Here is a 23,683-nt window from a genome sequence, read left to right on the forward strand (position 1 = left end):
TTAATAATGGATAAAGACGTGAAAATTTTAGTAGTAGATGATGAAGAAAGAATTCGCCGCTTATTAAAAATGTATTTAGAGCGTGAAGATTATACAATTGATGAAGCTGAAGATGGTAATGAGGCTTTAACCAAAGCAATAGAAAATGACTATGATGTCATTCTTCTCGATTTAATGATGCCTGGTAAAGATGGAATAGAAGTATGCCGGGAGCTTAGGGAGAAAAAGGCAACTCCTGTTATCATGTTAACGGCAAAAGGTGAAGAAGTTAATCGCGTTCAAGGATTTGAAGTAGGAACAGACGATTATATTGTGAAACCTTTCAGCCCAAGGGAAGTTGTCCTGCGTGTAAAAGCTCTTTTAAGAAGATCTTCGCAAACTAGCTACCTGCAAACCGAGACAACAACAAAGGATGTTATTGTGTTTCCACATTTAACAATAGATAATGATGCCCATAGAGTCGCAGCTGATGGCAAAGAGGTAAGCTTGACGCCTAAAGAATATGAATTGCTATATTTTCTTGCAAAGGCACCAGATAAAGTATTTGATCGGGAGCAGCTATTAAAAGAAGTTTGGCATTATGAGTTTTTCGGTGACCTGCGAACCGTTGATACTCATGTAAAACGTCTTCGCGAAAAGTTAAACAAAGTGTCTGAGCAGGCTGCAAGTATGATCGTTACAGTATGGGGCGTAGGGTATAAATTTGAGGTAATTAATGAATGACCTTTTTAAGAAGTGTTGTAGGTAAACTTTGGTTTACCATCCTTTTATTAGTATCATTTGTACTATTTATCCTAACAGTAATGCTTTTGGAATACACCCAAAACAATAACATCAAGGTAACAAAAAGTGATTTGACACACACAGCAGAAAAAATTGCCCGTGTTCTCGAAAACCATCCTGATGATAAATTTCCGTTAGGGTTAGAAATATCTTGGGAAGTCCTTGATAATGATACCAAAGTGTTAATTGTTAAAAACAATCAAGATACCTATTACTCTCCGAACACGGAAAAGGGGATGAAATTATCCCTTTCAGATATTAAAAATGATCCAGAATTGTCTAAGGTATTTAGTAAAAACATTACTGTTGAAAAAATCTCTAACCTTTCATCGGAAAAGATTAGGAATAATGAAGATGCCAGTTATTCCATTATTGGTGTACCTCTTCATTTGACTGATGATAAAAATGGTGCTGTTTTTATTTATCAATCCCTAGAAGATATGCAGGAAACATCCCGCTCTACAACAAGATTTATCTTACTTGTTGCAGGTGTTGCGATAATTCTGACCACTATATTTGCCTTCTTTTTATCAACCAGAATTACAGCGCCATTACGGAAAATGAGAGAGGCAGCCTTTGAAGTGGCGAGAGGAAAGTTTGATACAAAGGTACCGATTCTTACACATGATGAAATCGGGGAATTGGCAACTGCCTTTAATCAAATGGGGCGACAATTGAAATTCAATATGAATGCCTTAAGTCAGGAAAAGGAACAGCTCTCTAGTATATTAAGCAGTATGGCAGATGGAGTAATCACGTTTAATCGGGATGGAACAATATTGATCACCAATCCTCCGGCAGACCGCTTTCTCCAATACTGGTACTATGAAAATGGTGAGTTTGGACCTGCTTCGGAGGCCATTCCATCTCAAGTCATGGAGCTTTTTCAAGAGGCAGTGGATACAGAAAAAGAACAGGTCGGGGAAATTTCTCTTCAGGGCCGCCATTGGGTGATCCTTGTCAGTCCTTTATACAGCAATCGCTTTATTCGTGGAGCTGTTGCGGTCTTAAGGGATATGACGAAGGAAAAGCAATTGGAAAAAATGAGAAGAGACTTTATTGCCAATGTTTCACATGAACTTAGAACCCCTATTTCGATGTTACAGGGATACAGTGAAGCAATTGTGGATGATATTGCTGAATCCCAAGAAGAGAAAAAAGAAATGGCTAAGGTTATCTATGATGAGTCCCTTAGAATGGGAAGGCTGGTTAATGAACTTCTTGACTTGGCTCGAATGGAAGCGGGTCATATTCAATTAACAATCGATGAAATAAATATTTCTACTTTTATTCATAGGATTATCCATAAATTTCAAGGGCTTGCCAAAGATAATGCGATTCAATTGCACGCAGACATAGATAATCAAATTTCCGTTGTTTTCTTTGACCCTGACAGGATTGAACAGGTTTTAACAAACTTAATTGACAATGCCATCAGACACACACCTAAAGGCGGTTCAGTTCGGTTAAACGTAACTTCAGAGGACAAAGGGATACGAATAGAAGTTAAAGATTCAGGTTCAGGTATTCCTGAAGAAGATTTACCCTTTGTTTTTGAACGCTTTTATAAGGCCGATAAAGCAAGGACAAGGGGAAGGGCAGGTACTGGACTCGGACTGGCTATAGCCAAAAATATTATTGATGCCCATCGGGGGCATATTTCTGTTCAAAGCAAGCTAGGACAGGGGACGACATTTTCCTTCCTTCTTCCACGAAAATAGTAAAAACATCAGATATTTTGCCGATTGTTCTTGATTCACGAGGAACATTATTAAAGCTCATCCAGTTTGGATGAGCTTTTTTGCTTCCGATAAGTGCTTCCAATAAATACCTTCCTTTTTATCTAAAAAACGTCTATATTTATAGGTGAAACCTTTTATACATAAATATCGACTAATATTAATGAACGGGGAGGGGAATTGATGGACTCCGTTTTCGATGAACTTTATCAAAAATACCATCATGACGTTTTTCAATTTCTTTTTTATATGGTTAGAAACAAAGAACATGCAGAGGATCTTGTCCAGGAAGTTTATATAAGAGTTTTTAAGTCCTATAATCGTTTTGAGGGGAAAAGCAGTGAAAAGACCTGGCTTTTTTCTATTGCTCGTAATGTGGCAATAGACTTTTTTCGCAAGCAAAAGGGATGGAAGGAAAGAATTTTTGAAAAATTTGATTGGTCATCCAACCAAGTTAAGGATGACTATCCAATTCCAGAAGAGATAACCGTTCAAAAGGAAGAGATTAAATGGATATATAAATGCTTAGAATTTTGCACGATGGATCAACGGGCGGTAATCATTTTACGATATTTAAATGATTTATCCATTTCTGAAACAGCAAAAACATTAGGTTGGACAGAAAGTAAAGTAAAAACAACACAGCATCGATCCTTAAAAGTTTTAAAGAAGCACATGGAATTGTTTTATGAAAAGGAGGGATTAACTAGTGAGAAAGTCAGAGTGGAGCGATAAACAGCTCGAGGAACTAATAAGGCAAATGCCTAAAATACAAGATCATCGCGATCCTCGTGACATTTACCAGAATCTTTCTATAAAAAAGCGCAAATTGATACCCTGGATATTACCAGGAATCGCAACTGCAGCAGCCATGCTTCTTTTTCTTATTTTAGTTCCTAACTTAATGGATCGAACAAATAATTCTTTTAATGAAGCCCAAGAAAAAAAATCCTTGGAGCAAACAACAGCTAAAAAGGATGCTGGAATTGCCATGGATAAGGAGGAAGCAACCTCAAAGGAGGGGGTAAACTCTGGTACCAAAGAGGTAAAACTTTTACGAACTGAAAGCGTGAAATCTGCGATTTATGATGATGAAGTAGGAAATGGCAAGGTGTTGACCTATTGGATACCTGACCAACAAGCACAGATTCTTATTCCTGTTTCTACTATTGTTTCAGACGCAGGCAATAAATCCTGGCTGACTGTTTTTGAAGAAAAAATGGCTTCTCTAAAAGAAGAAGAATGGGGATTAAGTGATTTCTACCCCCTAAATGCGAAATTGGAGCTAGACAAAAATAATAATAGCGTTATTGTTGATGTCCCTTCAAACCATCTATACGGACAAGGATCAACCAATGAAACAAGTTTTATAAATGTATTACAAAAAGATATAGCATCAAATAGTAACCTTAGAAAGATAAAGTTCAAAACAAATGGAGAACCAGGTATAGAATTAGGTAATTACGGGAGCATGCAAGAACAAAATATTGAATCCGATCAAAAGAAACATGCCTTTTTGTTTTATTATCCTGTAGGCAGTAAATTACCTTACTTAACTCCAACCAACACTATTTATAAAGATTTTGGAACTGCATTAGAGGCGATGAAGGCCGATCAACCTGAAAATGGTTTGAAAAGTTCGCTGTCGCCATCATTACAGATTTATGATGTAACCATTTCAGATAAAACTTTATCTCTTTCTCTTAAGGACGATTCTACGTTAAAAGATAATCAACTGACATTATATTCATTCGAGGCTTTGATGTTAACCGCTAAGGAGTTTGGTGTTGAGAAAATTATTGTTAAGAATTCCCCGTTAACACATATAGGGCCCTTTGATTTATCAAAGGAAAATAAAGTGCCAATTGCTCCAAATTTGCGCAATATCCAATAAATTGCAAATCAACCTATAATGGGTTGATTTTTTTATTTATGTATAAAATAGTGGATGTCTCCAAATTATAACAAGTATGCTCAGGGTCCATTATCAAATTAGTTTCAGTTCTAAACTAGATACTGGAAACATATGGTGGATTTGAGTAGAAGATTTAAGGAGGAAAAGGATTAGAATGCGTGACTACATAAAGAGGTTTTTGATTGCCATTATTATGGCACTTTGTGTCAGTTTATTGTTTTTAGGTGGGAAACATTCACAAGCTGCAAGTTTGGACGAAATGAAGGAATTACAGGAACACTGGATTTGGCCCGCAGATGGTGTCATTTCTGATACATATGGAACAAGGCAGGGAAAACATAAAGGAATAGATATAGCAGGGAAAATGGATACGCCCATACTGGCGGTTGATGACGGAATTGTCATCAAATCATATTTTTCCAATACATACGGAAATGTCGTGTTTATTAAACACCCAAGTAAGGTTGTTACTGTTTATGCTCATTTAACTAGACGTAACGTTAATGTTGGCCAAAATATAAAACAAGGTGACATGGTTGGAAAAATGGGGCAAACTGGACAAGCTACAGGAACTCACCTCCATTTTGAAACACATGAATTAGAATGGAGATATGATAAGAAATATGCTATCGACCCTGAAATGCTTTTAGGAAAAGCAGATGTGGGTGAGTTTGTACAAGGCGGAGTTGCCGCCAGCGGATATAATGTCCTTGAAGCAAGCTCACATGTCAAAAGTTCAACTAAAGGCCGTTCAATACAAGCAAAAGCAAATAAATATGTTGTTCAACAAGGAGATACCCTTTACGCGATCTCTAAAAAAAGAAATATGTCCGTAAAGAGGTTAAAGGATATCAATCATTTGCATTCTGATGTAATAAAACCGAAACAAATATTGCTTATCGAATAAAGGAGAACATGGCCCGTGAACGATATCGTTTGCGGGTTTCATTCTTTTTACTTAACAAATTACCATTTCTCAAGTATAATAATTTTATAATTTCATATCGATCTATCTTCGGGGCAGGGTGAAATTCCCGATCGGCGGTATTAGAGATTACTCTTAAGCCCGCGAGCCTTTTAGGCAGGATTTGGTGCGATTCCAAAGCCGACAGTATAGTCTGGATGGGAGAAGATGGAGGTTCTGCAAGCGTTCAAAAAATAATGGTTTTATGAACGTTTATTAAGTATGCCTTTGTACTCCCTCAAGTGTATTTTACTTGGGGGTTTTTTATTTACAGGGCGTCTATATGCTGAACCTCTCTTCCTAAGGTGATGGATCAAAAAAGGAGAGAGGAAGATGAATAAAATGAAGAAAACGAATGTAAAGGCCATGGTTTCAATTGCAATGCTCAGCAGTATTGCCTACCTATTAATGCTATTAAACTTTCCGCTGCCGTTTTTCCAAAATTTCTTATTAGTTGATTTTAGTGACATCCCAGCGTTAATTGCAGCATTAATTTTTGGGCCTATTGCAGGAATTGTTGTTGAATTTATAAAAGTTGTACTAAATTATTTCGCGACTGGAAGTCCAACAGGAATACCAGTTGGTCATATAGCTAATTTTCTCGCGGGTATCTCATTTGTTTTGCCAACCTATTATTTATATAACAAAATGAAAACGCGAAAGGGAATGACCATTGCATTAGTATTAGGTACAATTACGATGGCTGTGATCATGAGTATTGCCAATTACTTTGTCATTCTTCCAGCATATACAGCCTTATTGAAATATCCTGACATGCGTAACATAGTTGTACCTGCAATCCTTCCATTTAACATTATTAAAGGTGTGTTGATGTCATCCATCTTTATGTTATTATTCATACGACTGCAAACTTGGATAAATAAATTATCCGTAATAAAGAGTGTATAATTAACGTAAGGCACTTCAAATGTGAAGTGCCTTTATCATATTTTAAAATGAAAAACCCTCTTCAAAGTCAGAAGAGGGTTAGCAGCTTAACAATATTTTATTGACAAAATATTATTCAAATTTAGTTGGATTGCCATCAAATGGTTCATCAGCAACCTTAATGGAATCTGTAGGACAGCCTTCAAATGCATCCATCATGTCATCAACCAATACATCAGGAATTTCAACGATTCCTTCATTATCGTCAAGAGTTACGAATGCAATGCCTTCATCATCGTAATCGTAGATATCAGGTGCTGCTGCGCCGCATGCGCCACATGCGATGCAAGTTTCCTTGTCAACAATTGTGTACTTTGCCATGAAAAAAACCTCCCAGTAATATAACAAAATTCATCCATATTTTATGGAAATGCATTACTCATATCTATTGTAAAACTGTACGAGTAACTTTTCAATAGAAAGTTGCTTTTAAATAAACCGGTATCTTGATTTGTTTATGTTACTTTAACATAATTTTGAGCAACAAGTTCTGTCATTTCATGTTAAAATAAGATAGAAAAAATGGGTAATTTGTCGATAACGTCAGAAAAGTGTGGGGCCCTTGATGAAACAAATTGAATCGATTTCTCTATATTGTTTAAAGAAATTAAACAGGGAAAGGACTATTTATTCTATCTATCACCTGTTAAATGGAAAAAAATCATCCCAAACGATTCAGGATGCACATTTATTTTCACTGAAGCATTTATTTGGGATTTACGATACGCTAACTCGGGAATCCTTCGAAATTATTATTCAAAATATGATTAAAAAAAAGTGGATTAACAATTGCGGGGAGCAGCGATTTGACCTTACACCAGAAGGTGAAGTAAATTTATTTCACAGCAATATACCCAGTTTTCTTAATGGGTGGATTTATCACCAATTTACGAATGATTTTTGGGAAAGATTATCGTTGTTAGTTCAAGTAGCTTCGAATTTTGTAAACCACGAAAACCAATATATCCCCATACAAAAAAACAAAGATGTTCATTTTTGGTTAAAAACAATATTAAAGGAAATCCAAGTACCCAGGCTGGAAATGGGAAGCATGCTTTTTTCCGAGCTGGTAGATTGTTTTAAAGAAGCAAAAAATGCCGATCCTTCTGTGTTAATCTTCCGATTAACAGGGTATCAACAAATTGGGTTAACTCCTGAGCAGACAGCTAAAAGGCTCAATATGGATATTCACGATTATCATATTGAATTTATCAATATTATCCATTACTTGCTGCAAAAGATTAATCGGGAAACTAAGAACTTTCCATTATTATCGCTGCTTATTAGGGATTTAAAGCAAAATAATGAATTAACGATTTCATCCAGAAAAACATGGACCCTATTAAATCAGGGGTATTCCCTTGAAAGGATTGCAGACATAAGACATTTAAAATTAAGTACAATTGAGGACCACTTCGTAGAATTTGCCCTACATATTAATGATTTTTCAATTGATGACTATGTTGAAAAAAATCTGCAGGACACAATTCTAGAAATTTCACGGCAAATAAATTCACGACAGCTTAAGTTTATCAGGGATAAAGTGAAAACGGCTAGTTACTTTCAAATAAGATTAGTGTTGGCGAAGTATGGTGAGCGATAATGAATTTAGAGATCCTATTAAAAGAACATTTTGGCTATGACTCATTTAAGATAGGACAAAAGGAAGTAATCACTTCTATTTTAGCAGGAAAGCATACTCTAGCTATGCTTCCTACTGGTACTGGAAAGTCTTTATGCTACCAGCTTCCGGGGCTTATTCTTAGTGGTCACATTTTAGTTATTTCTCCCCTCCTTTCCCTAATGCAGGATCAGGTAGAGCAATTTAAGCGCTTTGGTGAAAAAAGAGTGGTTGCATTGAATTCCTTTCTTACACAAGAGGAAAAAAATAGTGTCTTGCGGCAGTTAAAAAAATATAAATTTATTTTTATATCACCGGAAATGTTAAGTGTTCCTTTTATTTTACGGAAGCTTAGTGAGTTATCTATCTCCTTATTCGTTGTAGATGAGGCACATTGTATTTCACAGTGGGGCTATGATTTTCGGCCTGATTATTCAAAATTAGGCGATATTCGCCAAAAGCTGGGGGATCCCTTGACACTTGCTCTGACTGCCACAGCAACAAAGCAAGTTCGGAAGGATATAATTCAATCACTCAGTATTGAAAATTGTAGAAAAGTAGAAACAACCATTGATCGTCCCAATATTGCATTTAAAGTGGAGAAATTAGCGGAATACCATGATAAACAAAATCGGGTAGTTGAGTTGGTTACTAAACTACAGAAACCGGGAATTATTTATTTTTCTAGTAAAAAATTAGCGGAACAAATGGCTTCTTTACTAGCAGAAAAAGGGATTTGCCGGACTATGGCTTATCACGGGGGACAAGATCCGAATACCAGAGTATTAATCCAACAGCAATTTATTCACGGACAGTTGGATGTCATCTGTGCTACTAGTGCCTTTGGAATGGGTGTAAATAAAGAAAATATCCGTTTTATCGTCCACTATCATATGCCGATGCAACTTGAATCCTATCTTCAGGAAATTGGGAGAGCAGGTCGTGATGGAAAGCTTAGCATTGCCATTTTATTGTATTCCCCCGGGGACGAGCACCTTCCGATTCAGTTGGCAGAGGGGGAACTGCCATCTGAGCAGCAAATTGATTGGCTTTTTTCTAAAATAGAGCAGGAAGTAAAGTATACGGATGGGAATCTCCATTTGAATAATCATTTATGTGAGCTCGGTGGTTTTAATGAAATTCAATGGCGTATCCTTGAAGAATTGATTAATGATACACCTCAAAATAACCGAAAAGAACTTCAGAAAACCATTCAATTATTTTTAAAGAAAAGGTTAACTGCAAAAATGAACAATATATTTCACATGAAAACATGGGTAGAATCAAATGTATGTAGAAGAGAATTTATAATGGAATACTTTGATGATGAATTAACCAATAAGGTGATTCCTTGCTGCGATCAGTGCGGGCTTCAGCTGAAAGATTATCATTCTTCTATCGACCATACAAAAACGACAACAAATGAACTGTCTTGGATGGAATATCTCGGTAAAATTTTAATGAAGAATGAGTTGAGCGAATGAAAAAGAAGTATAATGAATTGATAAAAAACCTAACTGACAAAGAGTTGCTTCTTCATCTCTATATGACGCAAGGCATCCTTTTAGTCATATCGTTCATATTAGGATTTATTTTATTTGATCATTTCTCCTATTTGAATCATTTGCACTTTAAGGACTTTAATATTGTTCTAATAGGGATACCCTCTGGAGCAGTTGTTGTGATCGTCGATTTAATCTTAATGAAGTTTCTTCCTTCCTCCTTTTATGATGATGGTGGATTAAATGAAAGAATTTTCAAACATAGAAATATTCTTCATATCTTCATCATTGCTGCCATTGTCGCGTTTAGTGAGGAATTGTTATTTCGTGGGATCATCCAAACAAAAGTTGGTCTCATACTGGCAAGTATTATTTTTGCTATTATCCATTATCGATATCTTTTTAATTGGTTTTTATTTTTAAATATTGTCGTCCTCAGTTTTTTTATCGGTATGATTTATGAGTGGACAGATAATTTAGCCGTTACAATTGTCATGCATTTTATCATCGATTTTTTATTAGGTGTATATATAAAATTTAGGCGTTCACCAGGTAATGACGACGAGAAAGGAGTTTCTACGTGAATAAAGAGGAGCCATATCGAGATCAAGCTGAAAGGTTAAAACAACGGATTCAAAAAATTAATGAAAAAATTGATGAATCAGGTGATTTGCCCCCAAGGGAGCAGCTGCACCGACAAAAAAAGAAGAAAACAAAATGGAAGTTTAAATACCCGGTTATTCGTCTATTGGTTCTTTTCTTTATCCTTCTTCCTATCATTATTTTTAGCGTGATATCATATATAGATGGTAAGAGAATAGGCAGTACCGTTAAGACATCAGGGGATTCTGTCGGCTATGAAACTATTAATCTAGAAAAGACTGAAATCGATGAGAAAAATAAGCAGGCCGATGAGCAACAGATGGAAAGTAACCAAGTAAAAAACGAAGCGGCTTTAACTGAAGAGAATAGTACAAAAGAAATTTCAACACCTCCGAGACCTGTCAACATCGATGCAAATAAGTCAGGAGACAAAAATAGTCAGCCAATACAAGAAACGAAAAAGAGCCAACCAACTGCACCGAAAAAAACAAGTAAAATTGTCTACCACACGGTTCAGCCAAAAGAAACTTTATATCATATTGCGATGAAGTACTATAAGTCTCAATCAGGAATGAACATTATCCGACAGGCCAACCATTTTCAAGGTGATAATATCAATGCAGGCCAAGTGCTAAAAATACCATTAAATAACTAACCGATCTAACTTTAGATCGGTTTTTTTATATAAAAAATCATATTAAAACGGACAAGTTCATATTAATATACGGAGATAAAGGAGGGGATAAAATGGATTCTCCAATCCAATTACTTGAAAATACGGATCAAGCCACAAAACAGGCACTTGAAAATGTAAGGAAAAGAAAAGAAAAGTTTGACAGGTTCAAACGCCGCCATAATTTATCTATCTGGGGAACAATCATTTTAGCAACCTGCTTTTTTATTTATCTGTACTTTACCGTAGCCAGCGTATATTCTTATTCATTTGCCGCGATGTTTTCTGCTTTTGTTAACGATTCGAATAATTTTACCTTATTAGTTTTTGTGGTTGGTATGTACGGCACGATGAATTTGTTAAAAGAAAAAAAAGATAAAGCAGAAAAGGAGTATCATGAATTACGATGTGAAATCGTGGACCGAAGCAAGGATTATTGGAAAAAAGAAGAAGAATGGAAAAACCGCCATTTAGTATTTGAGATTATGAAAAAAAATTATGATATAAACCTTTATCATGAAAAGAAATAAGAAGCAGATAGTTTTCCTGCTTCTTTTGCTAAGGCTCTTTTCGTAAACTTTGTTACTTTTTGAAAACTCATAAGGTTCACTTACTAAGCGAAAATAGCCTTTGCTCATTAGAATATTTTCTTTTTGCCACGCTCATCTTTTAATATTTCCACTGCTTCACGGAAGCGTTGGGAATGAATGATTTCACGTTCACGCAAGAAACGGAGACCATCATTGATATCAGGATCATCACTGATATTTATCAACCATTGATAAGTTGCCCGTGCCTTTTCTTCGGCTGCAATGTCCTCATATAAATCGGCAATCGGGTCTCCTTTTGCGGTGATATAGGTGGCTGTCCATGGAACTCCTGCAGCATTATGGTAGTATAATGCGCTGTCATGGTCTGCATAATGTTCTGCCAAACCTGCAGCCTTCATTTGCTCTGGTGTGGCATCTTTTGTTAATTTATATACCATTGTCGCAATCATTTCCAAATGGGCAAATTCTTCCGTACCGATATCTGTCAAAAGACCGATTACTTTATCCGGAATGGTGTACCTCTGATTTAAATATCGTAATGCTGCGGCAAGTTCTCCATCAGCACCTCCATACTGTTCAATTAAGTATTTTGCTAAAGTCGGATTACAAATACTGACTCGAACGGGATATTGGAGCTTCTTTTCATAAATCCACATTTAGTGTAATCCCTCCTCTAAATTAAACCTGCCATGGCCATGGACTATCGTCCCAGTTCCAAGGATATCCGGAGTAACTGTTGCCAAACTGCTGTAAAGGACCAAATTGGCTTTCAAATGCTTTTTTGAGTCTTTTCCTTTCCTTCACATAATGATTAAATTGGTTTATTGCTTCAAGATCATCATTGTGAGTATCTAAGTATAAGGTAAGCTCTACCAAGACAAAGTCGACAGCTTGCAGCTGTTCCATCATCTGATAATATTCGGCAGGAACCTGTCTCATGTCGGCTGTCCCCCTCCCGCTTTCTCAAAAGCATTGTAATACGGGTCATAAAAATCCTTCCAAAGTGTGCCTGCTCTCAAAGCCTCAAGCGGGGAAAATTGCGGAAGATTTGGCGGCTGGAATCCTATATATAAATGGGGTGGAGTAGAATAGGTTTTTTCAAGTATCGGCTTGCAGGGATCAAACTGACTTGCAAACGGATGAAAGACCTTATAATGGGTGTGCATTGTGACCCTCCCTTTTTTTCAATATCAATTAAATATATGAAATTTAAATTAAGACATGACATAAAACTTTAATATATGAAAGGGAATTTCACTATCTTGTAGAAGTATAATAAAAGAGTCAGGATTATAACTTTTGAGGTGATGGAAATTGTTCGTGAAAAATATTATGATACCCAAGCATGAATGCTTTACAGTTCAAGCAGATGTAACCCTTAAACAGGCTTTGGAAAGTCTTGAAAAACATCAAATTGATGGGTTACCGGTTTTGCAAGGTGAGCAATATGCAGGTGTAGTCACAAGATACAGCATCTATGCAAATTATTTCCTTTCGAATAAACAAAAGGATGAATATTTAAATTTAACTACAGTGAAAGATATTGCCACTCACCAAGAAAAGTTCCTAGAGGGCTCTGAATTATTTGAAAAGACACTCCTTGATTTGAAGGATTTTCCATTATTGGCCGTTGTTGATTCCAATCATCAATTTCTTGGGGTTGTTACACGGTCTGACGTATTAAGCTCATTTGAAAGTGCATTTGGTGTAAACCGCCCAGGTGTTAGAATTGCTTTTACATCGGTAGAAACTGAGGGACGCATTGCCCGCCTCTCTGAAATTGCTCATCAATTCCACGAGCATATCATCTCACTTGTTACTTTTGATGAAACAGATAGACTTGTTCGGAGAATTGTGATGAAGGTTGAAAAGAAAAACAACATAGATCGGTTCACAAAGAAACTAGAAGAGCATGGATTCCGAATTTTAAGTATTCAAGAGGATGATTAAAATCAAATAAAGGAAAAAAATAGACTCCTTCTCATATATTTTTATGGGAGGGGGTTTTTATGTTTATCAGGTTAGTTCATTTTTCTTTAGTTTTTTTATGTGGATATTTAGTGATTAAATGGATTCTAATACCACATCCTTATGCACTTACTGACTTTTTTGTCGGAATTGTCATTAATCCATTGCAATTTTTCGCAGCCGCAATTGCTTTATTCATTGGGATTTTAATCAGCGGAGGAGTAATTCATGGGATTATTAATAAGACGATAAAGACAAGGAAGAAGCAATCGTCATGGAGTATCCTAATGTTATTGGAATATTGTGGTTTTGGATTCGTGTTTTTCCTTCTTTTTTATATTAGCTGGGAAGAAACACTCATTTTTTTTAGTTTGAGTCTTCTTTATGGTATGATTTCGGTAGAAAATTAAGCGTTGATAAGGGGAACAAAGGGAATGATTATTATATTAGTTGCTTTGATGGTTATAGGCGGCATACTTTTGCTTTTATATATGCTAAATCAAGCTTTTCTAAATAAAGTAATAGAACAGGATATTTATTTTCCGGACTTTCCGGCAACGTTTGGAGAAGTAAAGATCTTTTTTATTTCAGATATACATAGAAGAACAATCTCAGAAACCATCATTAACAATGTTAAAGGAAAGGCTGATATTGTCATCATAGGGGGAGATTTAACAGAGAAGGGAGTCCCCTTGGAAAGGGTGAAAACCAATTTAACCGCTTTAAAACAAATTGGACCTGTTTACTTTGTATGGGGAAACAATGATTATGAGGTTGACTATCATGAACTAGATGCTGTCCTTATGGACCATGGGATAAAAGTGTTAGACAATACCTCTGTTACCTTTGAATCAAATCAAGGAGAAAAATTATGTTTGCTTGGAGTAGATGACTTAAACCAAAATCGTGACCGACTTGATTTAGCTCTGCTAGATGCAGAGGAAGACAGTTTTAAAATTTTGGCAGGCCACTATCCTAATATAACAAACAAAATTCTTCCAGAGCATGAAATACGTCTAGTACTAAGCGGACATACCCATGGAGGTCAGATTCATATTTTTGGGTATAGTCCCTATAAACGTGGAAGGCTGATAAGACTTCAAAATACAATCCTTTTAATAAGTAATGGATATGGAACAACTTCGGTGCCCTTAAGGTTAGGCGCACCGGCAGAATGCCATCTCATTACCCTTAGGAATGGTCCTGCTCCGGATAAGGTGATGTAGACAATTCACCAACAAAGCCCTGAGGCATACACTACAAACAAGAGTGATGTCACAGCAGGGGGCAAAATCATGCGCTTAGAACGCTTAACAGCCAATAAAATTAAAATTTTTTTAACCTCTGATGATTTAATTGATAGGGGACTTTCCAAGGAAGATATTTGGAAGGATTCAAGCAAATGGAATCAGCTTTTTCATGATATGCTTGAGGAAGCTAGTGAGGAATTTGATGTAGATATCCAGGGGTCTGTGGCAGTGGAAATATTCTCCCTTCAGGCACAGGGGATGATTATGATCATTACTGTAAACGAAGCAGAGGAAGATGAAGAGATATTATATGATGGATTTATTGAAATGCAGGTCAGGGTCGGAGGATTTGATGACCTAATATATGAATTTGAGGATTTTGAAGACATTATTAGTCTAGCCCAAAGGCTATCTTACATGAATATATTTGGCGGAAGCCTATATTTTATGAATAACCACTATTACTTTTTAATGGAAAAATTAGACTCTAACATAAACGAACAAGCTGCTTGTATTTTTTCTGAATTTGGCAATGCTTCAATCATTAGTCCATTTGTACTTATGGAATATGGAAAAGGAATTATCGAAAATAAAGCGGTGGAAACTATTCTTCATTTTTTTAAATTATAAAAAATGGATGAAGGAAACCTATTGGACAAATGCTATCCATAATTCAATAAATTAATCATGGATGGCAGCGTTTACATAATAACGAGTTATTGATGAAAAGAATGTTTTTTTTCTTGCATAAATCATTTAAAGGTGTATACTTGTGTCTGAAAGCGGACAACATTCGTAAAAGCAATTTCTAGGAGGATTACAAATGGGAGCCGAAAAAGCTAATGAAAAGACTAATCAAGAGGAAAAACATGATGTGTTAAAATCAACACAGACTGTGATACATAAGGCCCTTGAAAAGTTAGGTTATCCTGAAGAGGTATACGAGCTCTTGAAAGAGCCGTTACGTATGATGACAGTAAAAATTCCAATTAGAATGGATGACGGTTCAATAAAAATATTTACTGGCTACCGTGCACAGCATAATGATGCCGTTGGGCCAACAAAGGGCGGAATTCGCTTCCATCCAGGAGTAACAGAGACAGAAGTGAAAGCCCTTTCAATTTGGATGAGCTTAAAATGTGGAATTGTCGACCTTCCATACGGAGGGGGAAAAGGTGGTATCATCTGCGATCCTCGTGATATGTCTTTTAGAGAACTTGAAAGACTTAGCCGTGGATACGTACGCGCTATCAGTCAAATAGTAGGACCTACGAAAGATATTCCTGCTCCAGACGTATTTACCAATTCACAAATTATGGCATGGATGATGGATGAATACAGCCGAATCGATGAATTTAACTCTCCAGGCTTTATCACTGGTAAGCCCCTTGTTCTCGGCGGATCACATGGACGCGAATCTGCAACTGCAAAAGGTGTAACCATTTGTATTCGTGAAGCAGCCCAAAAGAAGGGAATTCAAATCGAGGGTGCAAGAGTAGTAGTCCAAGGTTTTGGTAATGCAGGAAGCTACCTATCAAAATTCATGCATGACGCAGGGGCAAAGGTTGTAGGGATTTCGGATGCTTACGGTGCATTATACGATCCAAATGGTCTGGATATTGATTATCTTTTAGATAGAAGAGACAGCTTTGGAACAGTAACAAAATTATTTAATAATACAATTACAAATAAAGAATTACTAGAACTTGAGTGCGACATTCTTGTTCCTGCTGCAATTGAAAATCAAATTACTGCGGAGAACGCTCATAACATTCGTGCTAGCATTGTAGTTGAGGCGGCAAATGGGCCAACTACATTAGAGGCAACAGAAATTTTAACAGAACGAGGTATTCTGCTTGTTCCAGACGTTTTAGCATCTGCTGGCGGGGTTACGGTATCTTATTTCGAGTGGGTACAAAATAACCAAGGTTATTACTGGTCAGAAGAAGAAGTGGAAGAAAAGCTTGAAAAAGTAATGGTTAAATCCTTTAAAAATATTTATGATACTGCCCAAACACGCCGGGTAGACATGCGCCTGGCTGCTTATATGGTTGGGGTTAGAAAGATGGCTGAAGCAAGCCGCTTCAGAGGCTGGATTTAAACGCAAAACATTGAAATAAAATGAAAAAACTCCTATCATTAAACGGTAGGAGTTTTTTTATTGTTTAAGGATATAACTGATTTTGAAATCCTGTTGATTGGAGCGCAAATCAACAGCCAAGTTTAACACAGCTAATGTATTTATTAAGGAGTGTACCTAAAGTGCAAATAGAGGACATAATCATTATTGGCGGCGGACCTTGCGGCATGGCAGCAGCTATTTCTCTTCAGGAGATTGGAAAAAAGCCATTAATAATAGAAAAAGGGAATGTAGTCAATTCCATTTATCATTATCCAACCCATCAAACCTTTTTTAGTACGAGTGAAAAATTAGAAATTGGAGATATTCCCTTTGTAACAGATACCTATAAGCCGAAACGTAATCAGGCATTGGTCTATTATAGGGAGGTAGCTAAGCGGAAGCAGCTTCGTATAAACGCCTTCGAAAAGGTTATTGAAGTGGTAAAGAAAGATAATTTATTTCATATCAATACGGATAAAAACAGTTTCTGCGCTCGTTATGTCGTTGTTGCAACTGGTTATTACGATCATCCGAATTACATGAATGTTCCTGGAGAAGGCTTGTCTAAAGTTAAACATTATTTTAAAGAAGCCCATCCGTATTTTGATAAAGATGTGTGTGTTATAGGAGGAAAAAATTCTAGTGTCGATGCTGCACTGGAATTGGTGAAGGCAGGAGCGAGGGTGACCGTACTTTATCGCGGAAAAGAATATTCTCCAAGCATTAAGCCTTGGATTCTCCCGGAATTTGAAGCATTAGTTCGTACAGGGACTATATTAATGGAATTTAATGCAAATGTTAAAGCCATAAATGAGGAGCAAGTTATATATAATAAAGATGGAGTTGAAAAAACAATTAGCAACGATTTTGTTTTTGCGATGATAGGTTATCATCCCGATCATCAATTTTTAAAAACCATGGGTGTGAAAATTGATCCAGAATCAGGAAGACCGTTATTTAATCCTGAAACCATGGAGACAAATGTGGAGGGGATCTATATAGCGGGGGTAATTGCTGCCGGGAACAATGCGAATGAAATATTTATCGAAAATGGCAGGTTCCATGGTGGACAAATTGCGCACTCTATCATAGAAAAAGAAGCTGAAGGGTGATTGAGATGATGAAAAAGGTTGTTTTATTAACAACTGGTGGAACAATCGCTAGTAAACCAAATAAGGATACTGGAAAACTTGCTTCTGGAGCTCTTACCGGGGAAGAACTTGCTGCAATGTGTAATTTACCAAAAGACATTGAAGTCATCGTAGAATCTGTTTTTCAAAAAGCAAGTATTCATATTACATTTGAAGATCTTACTGCATTAAAAAACAAAATAGTGGACTATTTTAAAGATGAGACTGTCGCTGGGGTTGTAGTGACACACGGAACGGATACGATGGAAGAGACTGCATATTTTCTTGATTTAACAATAAAAGACCATCGGCCTGTGGTTGTCACAGGTTCTCAACGCTCTCCTGAAGATTTAGGGAGCGATGTTTATATTAATTTACGACATGCCATTTACTCAGCCTGCTCCACTGACCTGCATGATGCTGGGGCAGTTGTTGTCTTTAATGAAAGGATATTCGCTGCACGCTATGTAAAAAAAGAACATGCTTCTAATATACAAGGGTTTAATGCCTTTGGTTTTGGATATCTTGGCATTATTGATAATGATCAAGTCCATGTCTTTCAAAAGCCGATTAAAAGAGAATATTATGAAATTCAGACTGAAATCCCGCAAGTTGAATTGATTAAATGCTATATTGGTGCAGATGGAAAATTCATTAAAGCAGCACGTGAAGCTGGGGTAAAAGGAATTGTTCTTGAAGGTGTCGGCCGCGGCCAGGTGGCTCCTCAAATGATGGAGGAAATTGAAAAGGCAATTAAGCAGGGAATTAAATTGGTTGTTACAACTAGCGCAGAAGAGGGTGCTGTTTACACTACTTATGATTATGAAGGCAGTGCTTATGATCTCTATAAAAAAGGTGTAATTTTAGGAAGTGACAATGATTCTAAAAAAGCTAGAATCAAATTGGCTGTGGCACTTGCAAGCGGCTTAGAAAAAATAATTTTTTAAATGATTAGACAAATCCTTGTAAATAAAGTGGAAGGAAACTATCATTTTCTTTATATTGTTTCCATGTTACGATAAAGAAAACGGATTGGAAAAGAGGTTCAACATGCTGGGGATATTATCTGCCGGGATTGCCCCCGGACTGGCCTTACTTAGTTATTTTTATTTAAAAGATGAATATGAGCCAGAGCCAATTTCATTCGTACTTCGGACCTTTTTGTACGGTGCTTTATTGGTGTTTCCGATTATGTTTATTCAGCATGTTCTTGAAACTGAAAATCTGCTTCAAACCCACTTGTTCGATGCATTTCTAAACACCGGTCTTCTGGAGGAATTTTTTAAGTGGTTTATCCTTTTTTATGCTATATACCAGCATGTTGAGTTTGATGAGCCATTCGATGGAATTGTATACGCCGTTTCCGTTTCACTTGGTTTTGCGACAGTGGAAAATATTTTTTATCTAGTTGCAAATGGGATTGAACATGCGATGACCAGAGCATTATTGCCAGTATCAAGTCATGCATTGTTTGGGGTTATAATGGGCTTTTATCTTGGAAAGGCGAAGTTCACGGATGGAAACAAAGCAAAGTGGATTTTCCTTTCGCTTCTACTGCCTTTCATTCTCCATGGATTCTATGATTTTATTTTAATTTCACAAGAACATTGGCTGTTTATTATTTTTCCGTTTATGATCTTTCTTTGGTGGTTTGGCTTAAGAAAAGTGAAAAAAGCTAAGATATTGAGTGCCAAACATTTAAAAAAACAGTATCCAGTTCAAAAAACCCTTCATTCCTGATGAAGGGTTTTTTTATTTTTGGAATAAAAACACCAATTAGACAAAAAATAGGGTTACTGCAAAAAGATTTACAACGGGGGTTATTATTCCATGCATATGAAAAACATCCTAATAAAGTCTTTCGTTTTAATTTCTGTTTTCATTATGCCTCTGTCATTGGTAAATCCTGATGGGGCGTATGCATTTTCCAGACAAGTAATCCAAAAGGGAGCTGTTGGAGAAGATGTTATTGAACTTCAGGCAAGGCTCCAGTATTTAGGCTTTTATAATGGTCAAATTGACGGAGTTTTTGGATGGAGTACCTATTGGGCATTGCGAAATTTCCAATATGAATTCGGTTTGCCAATTGATGGGTTAGCAGGGACAACAACTAAGAATAAACTGGCAAAGGCATCCAAGTATAATGAGTATTTTGTTAAAACCAATTTAAATAAGGGAAGAAAATTTACTCATTATGGAGGAGTAGACCAAAGCAAACAAGAAGCTCCGAGTAAAAAAGCACCGGCTAATAACACACAAACTAACAACGCAGCACCAAAAGCTACACCAAAGGCAGCTACAAAGGCTGCACCTAAAAAGGGAGCAGCAACTCCAAAAGCAGCACCAAAGAAACCGACAGCTGCCAATACTCCTAATGGTTTTTCACAAAATGATATTCGACTAATGGCGAATGCGGTCCATGGGGAGTCAAGGGGCGAGCCATATATTGGCCAGGTTGCAGTCGCTTCTGTCATCCTAAATAGAGTAAATAGTGCAAATTTCCCAAATACAGTATCGGGAGTAATTTTTGAACCGGGAGCTTTTACTGCTGTTGCAGATGGGCAAATTTGGCTTACACCTAATGAATCTTCAAAGAAAGCGGTCATCGATGCCATTAATGGGTGGGATCCTACAGGTGAAGCATTGTATTATTTTAACCCTGCTACAGCAACAAGCGGATGGATTTGGGGCAGACCGCAAATCAAACGAATCGGAAAGCATATTTTTTGCAAGTAGAGAGGTGAGTAAAATTGATAAGAGGTATATTAATAGGTGTCCTTGCAGTCGGTGTTGCCGGAACAGCTTACTGGGGTTATCAAGAGCACCAAGAAAAAAATGCGATTCTGTTAAATGCTGAAAATAACTATCAGCGGGCATTCCATGATCTTTCCTATCAAATGGATTTATTACACGATAAAATTGGGACAACATTGGCAATGAACTCAAGGCATTCCCTGTCACCATCATTAACTGAAGTATGGAGAATCACGTCAGAAGCACATAGTGATGTCGGGCAGCTACCATTAACATTATTGCCTTTTAACAAAACCGAAGAGTTTCTAGCAAATATAGGTAACTTTAGCTATCGAACAGCCGTAAGAGATTTGGATAAGGAACCATTGTCTGATAAAGAGTATGAAAACTTAAAGGTTCTTTATAAACAGTCGGGGGACATTCAGAATGAACTTCGAAATGTCCAGCATATGGTTTTAAAAAATAACCTGCGCTGGATGGATGTTGAGCTGGCGCTTGCTTCTGGAAAAGAGCAAACGGACAATACCATAATTGATGGTTTTAAAACAGTGGAGAAAACTGTGACAGGTTTTGATGAAACCAATCAAGGACCAACAACAGTGAACTTTCAAAAAAAGGATGAAAATTACAAAAAGATACAAGGCAAAACTATTTCACGTAAAGAAGCTGTTACTATTGCCAAAAAATATATGAATTTTGACGGAAATGCCAAAGTTAAAGTAACAGAAAACGGCAAAGGGTCAGATTATGGCTTTTACAGTGTATCAATGAAAAATCCAGATTCCGGTCAGGAAGCAAGTATGGATATTACTAAAAAAGCTGGACATCCCATTTGGTTTATTAACAACCGAGATATTAAGAAACAGATTTTAAGTTTAAATGACGCTACCAATAAGGCACAAAACTTTTTAAAGGAAACGGGCTTTAAAGACTTGGAGCTTTTTGAAAGCACGCAATACGATAATATAGGTGTTTTCAATTTTGTTACGAGTATCAATGGGATAAGGATTTACCCTGAATCCGTTAAGGTGAAGGTAGCTCTTGATAACGGGGACATCATGGGTGAATCCGCTGAGGATTATTTAAAATCCTTCCAAACTAGAAAAATCGATAAGCCGGCAATTTCACTACAACAAGCACGTTCTAAAGTAAATCCGAAATTAAAGGTGATGGAAGATAGGCAGGCAGTAATTCTAAACGATCTCAATGAAGAAGTGACATGTTATGAGTTTCTTGGAACAATCGGTAATGATACCTACCGTATCTTTATTAATGCAAAAGATGGTAAAGAAGAAAAAGTGGAAAAACTGAAAAATGCCGAAGCAATATATGAAGATGTGTTATAAGGATAAGCAGACGCTTATCCTTTTTTTCATAGAATAAGGCTGTGTTAAAGAACATTGTTGATTTTTAACACTGTTGATTGGAGCGGAAGGCGCGAAGACTCCTGCGGCGCAAATCAACAACCTAGTTTAACAGAGCCTAGAATAAAAAAAATTATCAAATCCAATAATAGGGGTAACTTAGCTAGATGGAGTGGTGGTATTGGAAAAGGCAGAAAGAATTTTAGCCAAGATAATTATTATTCAATTTTTATTTCTATTCCTTTCACAACTAATATTTCATCAATTCGATGCCCTTCCGCAAATTAAGCAATTAACAAAATATGAAGGTGTAAATGAGAATACCTTTACAGAAATTATTCAAACCTTCCAAGGGCAAAAATAAAAGCAGGGAAACCTGCTTTATTTTTATGAATTTAATAGTAAAAAAAAGAAGCATTTCTTTATCTTATGGTAAAATAAAAGGAAGACAGCTTATGAGAAATCATGATTGCAATTAGGAGGATTTATGAACAAGAAACTATCTATCGCAATTGACGGCCCTGCTGCAGCTGGGAAAAGTACTGTAGCTAAAATTGTTGCTGAAAATTTAGGTTATATATATATCGATACTGGTGCGATGTACAGGGCATTAACATATAAGGCAATTGCAAACAATCTTAATCTTGAAGAAGAGGATACTTTACTAAAAATGCTTTTGTCGACTAGTATCGAGCTTTTTCCTTCAGAACGAGGACAATTAGTATTTTTAGACAATCAGGATGTAACGGATGAGATACGTTCTTCAGAAGTAACAAATTCCGTTTCCATCGTTGCAAAACATCAACTAGTCCGTGAAGAAATGGTAAAAAGGCAGCAAGCCTTTGCATTCGATGGAGGCGTTGTGATGGATGGACGTGACATCGGTACCCATGTTCTGCCAAATGCTGAAGTAAAAGTATTCTTACTGGCTAGTGTAGATGAAAGAGCTGAGAGACGGCATCAGGAGAACCTTCAAAAGGGTTTTACATCAAATTTAGATCAATTAAAAGAAGAAATTGCACGAAGAGATAAAATCGACTCAGAAAGAGAAATTGCCCCCTTGAAAAAAGCCGATGATGCAATTGAAATCGACACAACCTCTTTGGCGATTCCTGAAGTTGTAGAAAAAATTATGGCTCTGGTGCACGAAAGGGTTGGATAAGTGTGACGTTTTATTCTTTTGCAAGATCAGTTGCATATGGGATTTTTAAACCTTGGTACAGGATTGAGGCCCTGGGAGTAGAAAATATCCCGAAGGATGGCGGTGTCCTTCTTTGCTGCAATCATATTAATAATTTTGATCCGATTGTATTGGGAATCATGGCTCCTCGTCCTGTCCACTATATGGCGAAGGAAGAGTTATTTCGAGTCCCTGTGTTAGGTGAAATTGTTCGGAAATGTAATGCCTTCCCAGTAAAAAGAGGAATGAGCGATCGAGAAGCATTAAGAAAAGGATTAGGTATTTTAAAGGATGGACATGTTTTAGGTCTTTTTCCTGAAGGAACTAGAAGTAAAACTGGTGAATTAGGTAAGGGATTAGCCGGAGCTGGTTTTTTTGCCTTAAAGACAAATTCCGCTGTAGTTCCTTGTGCAATTATTGGTCCGTATAAAAGCTTACGAAAGCTAAGGGTCGTTTATGGAAAACCGATTGCAATGGATGAAGCCAGAAATACAAAGGCTTCTGCCGAACAGGTTACTGAATTAATTATGTCAGAAATTCATAAACTGATAAAAGAGCATCAATAGCTATTGCTTGACAAAAAGGACTATTTGTAAGAAGTTTATAAAAAGAGATT

At 36.7% G+C, this 23,683-nt stretch carries 28 protein-coding genes and 1 riboswitch; of the genes, 24 read left to right on the plus strand and 4 right to left on the minus strand.

The genetic code is table 11. The features are described 5' to 3' along the window. The first annotated feature begins 6 nt into the window (after positions 1–6). The 6 genes from PH210_RS10705 to PH210_RS10730 all read left to right on the plus strand — a co-directional run bounded on the left by PH210_RS10705 (position 7) and on the right by PH210_RS10730 (position 6,310). Positions 7–723: a response regulator gene (locus tag PH210_RS10705; RefSeq protein WP_289985238.1), complete on the plus strand. Its 717-nt coding sequence runs from the start codon at positions 7–9 to the stop codon at positions 721–723. Next, complete coding sequence (locus PH210_RS10710) at positions 720–2,504, plus strand: ATP-binding protein (RefSeq protein WP_289985239.1); 1,785 nt, start codon at positions 720–722, stop codon at positions 2,502–2,504. The genes PH210_RS10705 and PH210_RS10710 overlap by 4 nt, the downstream gene beginning before the upstream one ends. A 201-nt stretch (positions 2,505–2,705) precedes the next feature. Then, the gene (gene sigX / locus PH210_RS10715) at positions 2,706–3,257 is read left to right on the plus strand and encodes an RNA polymerase sigma factor SigX (RefSeq protein ID WP_289985240.1); all 552 of its coding nucleotides are present in this window, start codon (positions 2,706–2,708) and stop codon (positions 3,255–3,257) included. Next, entirely contained in the window at positions 3,232–4,416 is a 1,185-nt protein-coding gene (locus tag PH210_RS10720; RefSeq protein WP_289985242.1) for an RsiX family anti-sigma factor, read from the plus strand. Before sigX ends, PH210_RS10720 begins: the two co-directional genes overlap by 26 nt. Positions 4,417–4,591: 175 nt before the next feature. Further along, a complete protein-coding gene (locus PH210_RS10725; RefSeq protein ID WP_289985243.1) occupies positions 4,592–5,344 on the plus strand; it encodes a peptidoglycan DD-metalloendopeptidase family protein in 753 nt (250 codons plus the stop codon). 100 nt (positions 5,345–5,444) lie between these two features. Continuing rightward, positions 5,445–5,575, plus strand: a riboswitch (FMN riboswitch). A gap of 168 nt (positions 5,576–5,743) precedes the next feature. After that, positions 5,744–6,310, plus strand: coding sequence for an ECF transporter S component (locus PH210_RS10730; protein ID WP_289985499.1), 567 nt, complete (start codon positions 5,744–5,746; stop codon positions 6,308–6,310). A 111-nt stretch (positions 6,311–6,421) separates the two neighbouring features. Here the strand turns inward: PH210_RS10730 and PH210_RS10735 are convergent, their stop codons facing one another. Next, positions 6,422–6,670, minus strand: a complete 249-nt coding sequence (locus PH210_RS10735; RefSeq protein WP_223591608.1) for a ferredoxin — start codon at positions 6,668–6,670, stop codon at positions 6,422–6,424. Between the two features lie 244 nt (positions 6,671–6,914). Between PH210_RS10735 and PH210_RS10740 the strand changes: the two genes are divergently transcribed. The 5 genes from PH210_RS10740 (at position 6,915) to PH210_RS10760 (ending at position 11,278) form a co-directional block, all read left to right on the plus strand. Further along, entirely contained in the window at positions 6,915–7,952 is a 1,038-nt protein-coding gene (locus tag PH210_RS10740; protein WP_289985247.1) for a YpbB family protein, read from the plus strand. Then, a complete protein-coding gene (locus tag PH210_RS10745; RefSeq protein WP_289985249.1) occupies positions 7,952–9,454 on the plus strand; it encodes a RecQ family ATP-dependent DNA helicase in 1,503 nt (500 codons plus the stop codon). The genes PH210_RS10740 and PH210_RS10745 overlap by 1 nt, the downstream gene beginning before the upstream one ends. After that, positions 9,451–10,056, plus strand: a complete 606-nt coding sequence (locus PH210_RS10750; protein ID WP_289985250.1) for a CPBP family intramembrane glutamic endopeptidase — start codon at positions 9,451–9,453, stop codon at positions 10,054–10,056. The genes PH210_RS10745 and PH210_RS10750 overlap by 4 nt, the downstream gene beginning before the upstream one ends. Then, complete coding sequence (locus PH210_RS10755) at positions 10,053–10,730, plus strand: LysM peptidoglycan-binding domain-containing protein (protein ID WP_289985251.1); 678 nt, start codon at positions 10,053–10,055, stop codon at positions 10,728–10,730. The genes PH210_RS10750 and PH210_RS10755 overlap by 4 nt, the downstream gene beginning before the upstream one ends. 92 nt (positions 10,731–10,822) lie before the next feature. Next, a complete protein-coding gene (locus PH210_RS10760) occupies positions 10,823–11,278 on the plus strand; it encodes a YpbF family protein (RefSeq protein ID WP_289985252.1) in 456 nt (151 codons plus the stop codon). Positions 11,279–11,385: 107 nt separating this feature from the next. On the opposite strand, the gene PH210_RS10765 is transcribed toward PH210_RS10760, so the two are convergent. The 3 genes from PH210_RS10765 to PH210_RS10775 are packed head-to-tail and all read right to left on the minus strand — an operon-like array spanning position 11,386 to position 12,465. Beyond that, positions 11,386–11,955: a manganese catalase family protein gene (locus PH210_RS10765; protein ID WP_223591615.1), complete on the minus strand. Its 570-nt coding sequence runs from the start codon at positions 11,953–11,955 to the stop codon at positions 11,386–11,388. 22 nt (positions 11,956–11,977) lie between these two features. Then, positions 11,978–12,238, minus strand: coding sequence for a spore coat protein CotJB (locus PH210_RS10770; protein ID WP_289985256.1), 261 nt, complete (start codon positions 12,236–12,238; stop codon positions 11,978–11,980). Continuing rightward, on the minus strand, positions 12,235–12,465 hold the full coding sequence (locus tag PH210_RS10775; protein WP_289985258.1) for a spore coat associated protein CotJA: 231 nt from the start codon (positions 12,463–12,465) through the stop codon (positions 12,235–12,237). Before PH210_RS10775 ends, PH210_RS10770 begins: the two co-directional genes overlap by 4 nt. Before the next feature lie 148 nt (positions 12,466–12,613). On the opposite strand from PH210_RS10775, the gene PH210_RS10780 reads away from it, so the two are divergent. The 13 genes from PH210_RS10780 to PH210_RS10840 all read left to right on the plus strand — a co-directional run bounded on the left by PH210_RS10780 (position 12,614) and on the right by PH210_RS10840 (position 23,633). Then, positions 12,614–13,249, plus strand: a complete 636-nt coding sequence (locus PH210_RS10780; RefSeq protein ID WP_289985260.1) for a CBS domain-containing protein — start codon at positions 12,614–12,616, stop codon at positions 13,247–13,249. 59 nt (positions 13,250–13,308) lie between these two features. Beyond that, on the plus strand, positions 13,309–13,677 hold the full coding sequence (locus tag PH210_RS10785; protein ID WP_289985261.1) for a hypothetical protein: 369 nt from the start codon (positions 13,309–13,311) through the stop codon (positions 13,675–13,677). A gap of 24 nt (positions 13,678–13,701) precedes the next feature. Then, the gene (locus PH210_RS10790) at positions 13,702–14,493 is read left to right on the plus strand and encodes a metallophosphoesterase (RefSeq protein WP_289985263.1); all 792 of its coding nucleotides are present in this window, start codon (positions 13,702–13,704) and stop codon (positions 14,491–14,493) included. A gap of 69 nt (positions 14,494–14,562) precedes the next feature. Continuing rightward, positions 14,563–15,147, plus strand: a complete 585-nt coding sequence (locus PH210_RS10795) for a genetic competence negative regulator (protein ID WP_289985264.1) — start codon at positions 14,563–14,565, stop codon at positions 15,145–15,147. Between the two features lie 193 nt (positions 15,148–15,340). Beyond that, the gene (locus tag PH210_RS10800; protein WP_289985265.1) at positions 15,341–16,618 is read left to right on the plus strand and encodes a Glu/Leu/Phe/Val family dehydrogenase; all 1,278 of its coding nucleotides are present in this window, start codon (positions 15,341–15,343) and stop codon (positions 16,616–16,618) included. A gap of 161 nt (positions 16,619–16,779) precedes the next feature. Continuing rightward, entirely contained in the window at positions 16,780–17,751 is a 972-nt protein-coding gene (locus PH210_RS10805) for a YpdA family putative bacillithiol disulfide reductase (RefSeq protein WP_289985266.1), read from the plus strand. 8 nt (positions 17,752–17,759) lie between these two features. Further along, a complete protein-coding gene (locus PH210_RS10810; protein ID WP_289985269.1) occupies positions 17,760–18,716 on the plus strand; it encodes an asparaginase in 957 nt (318 codons plus the stop codon). A 103-nt stretch (positions 18,717–18,819) separates the two neighbouring features. Next, positions 18,820–19,509, plus strand: a complete 690-nt coding sequence (gene prsW / locus PH210_RS10815) for a glutamic-type intramembrane protease PrsW (protein WP_289985271.1) — start codon at positions 18,820–18,822, stop codon at positions 19,507–19,509. A gap of 90 nt (positions 19,510–19,599) precedes the next feature. Continuing rightward, positions 19,600–20,505: a spore cortex-lytic enzyme gene (gene sleB, locus PH210_RS10820; protein WP_289985273.1), complete on the plus strand. Its 906-nt coding sequence runs from the start codon at positions 19,600–19,602 to the stop codon at positions 20,503–20,505. Between the two features lie 14 nt (positions 20,506–20,519). Beyond that, the gene (gene ypeB, locus PH210_RS10825; RefSeq protein ID WP_289985275.1) at positions 20,520–21,869 is read left to right on the plus strand and encodes a germination protein YpeB; all 1,350 of its coding nucleotides are present in this window, start codon (positions 20,520–20,522) and stop codon (positions 21,867–21,869) included. A gap of 193 nt (positions 21,870–22,062) precedes the next feature. Then, a complete protein-coding gene (locus PH210_RS10830) occupies positions 22,063–22,251 on the plus strand; it encodes a YpfB family protein (RefSeq protein ID WP_289985276.1) in 189 nt (62 codons plus the stop codon). Between the two features lie 123 nt (positions 22,252–22,374). After that, the gene (cmk, locus tag PH210_RS10835; RefSeq protein WP_289985279.1) at positions 22,375–23,049 is read left to right on the plus strand and encodes a (d)CMP kinase; all 675 of its coding nucleotides are present in this window, start codon (positions 22,375–22,377) and stop codon (positions 23,047–23,049) included. 2 nt (positions 23,050–23,051) lie between these two features. After that, positions 23,052–23,633 carry a lysophospholipid acyltransferase family protein gene (locus PH210_RS10840; protein WP_289985281.1) on the plus strand — a complete coding sequence of 194 codons (582 nt, stop codon included), beginning with the start codon at positions 23,052–23,054 and terminating at the stop codon, positions 23,631–23,633. The last annotated feature ends 50 nt before the right edge of the window (positions 23,634–23,683 follow it).

Source organism: Paenibacillus sp. BSR1-1, assembly GCF_030403775.1.
Lineage (GTDB): Bacteria > Bacillota > Bacilli > Bacillales > Cytobacillaceae > Neobacillus.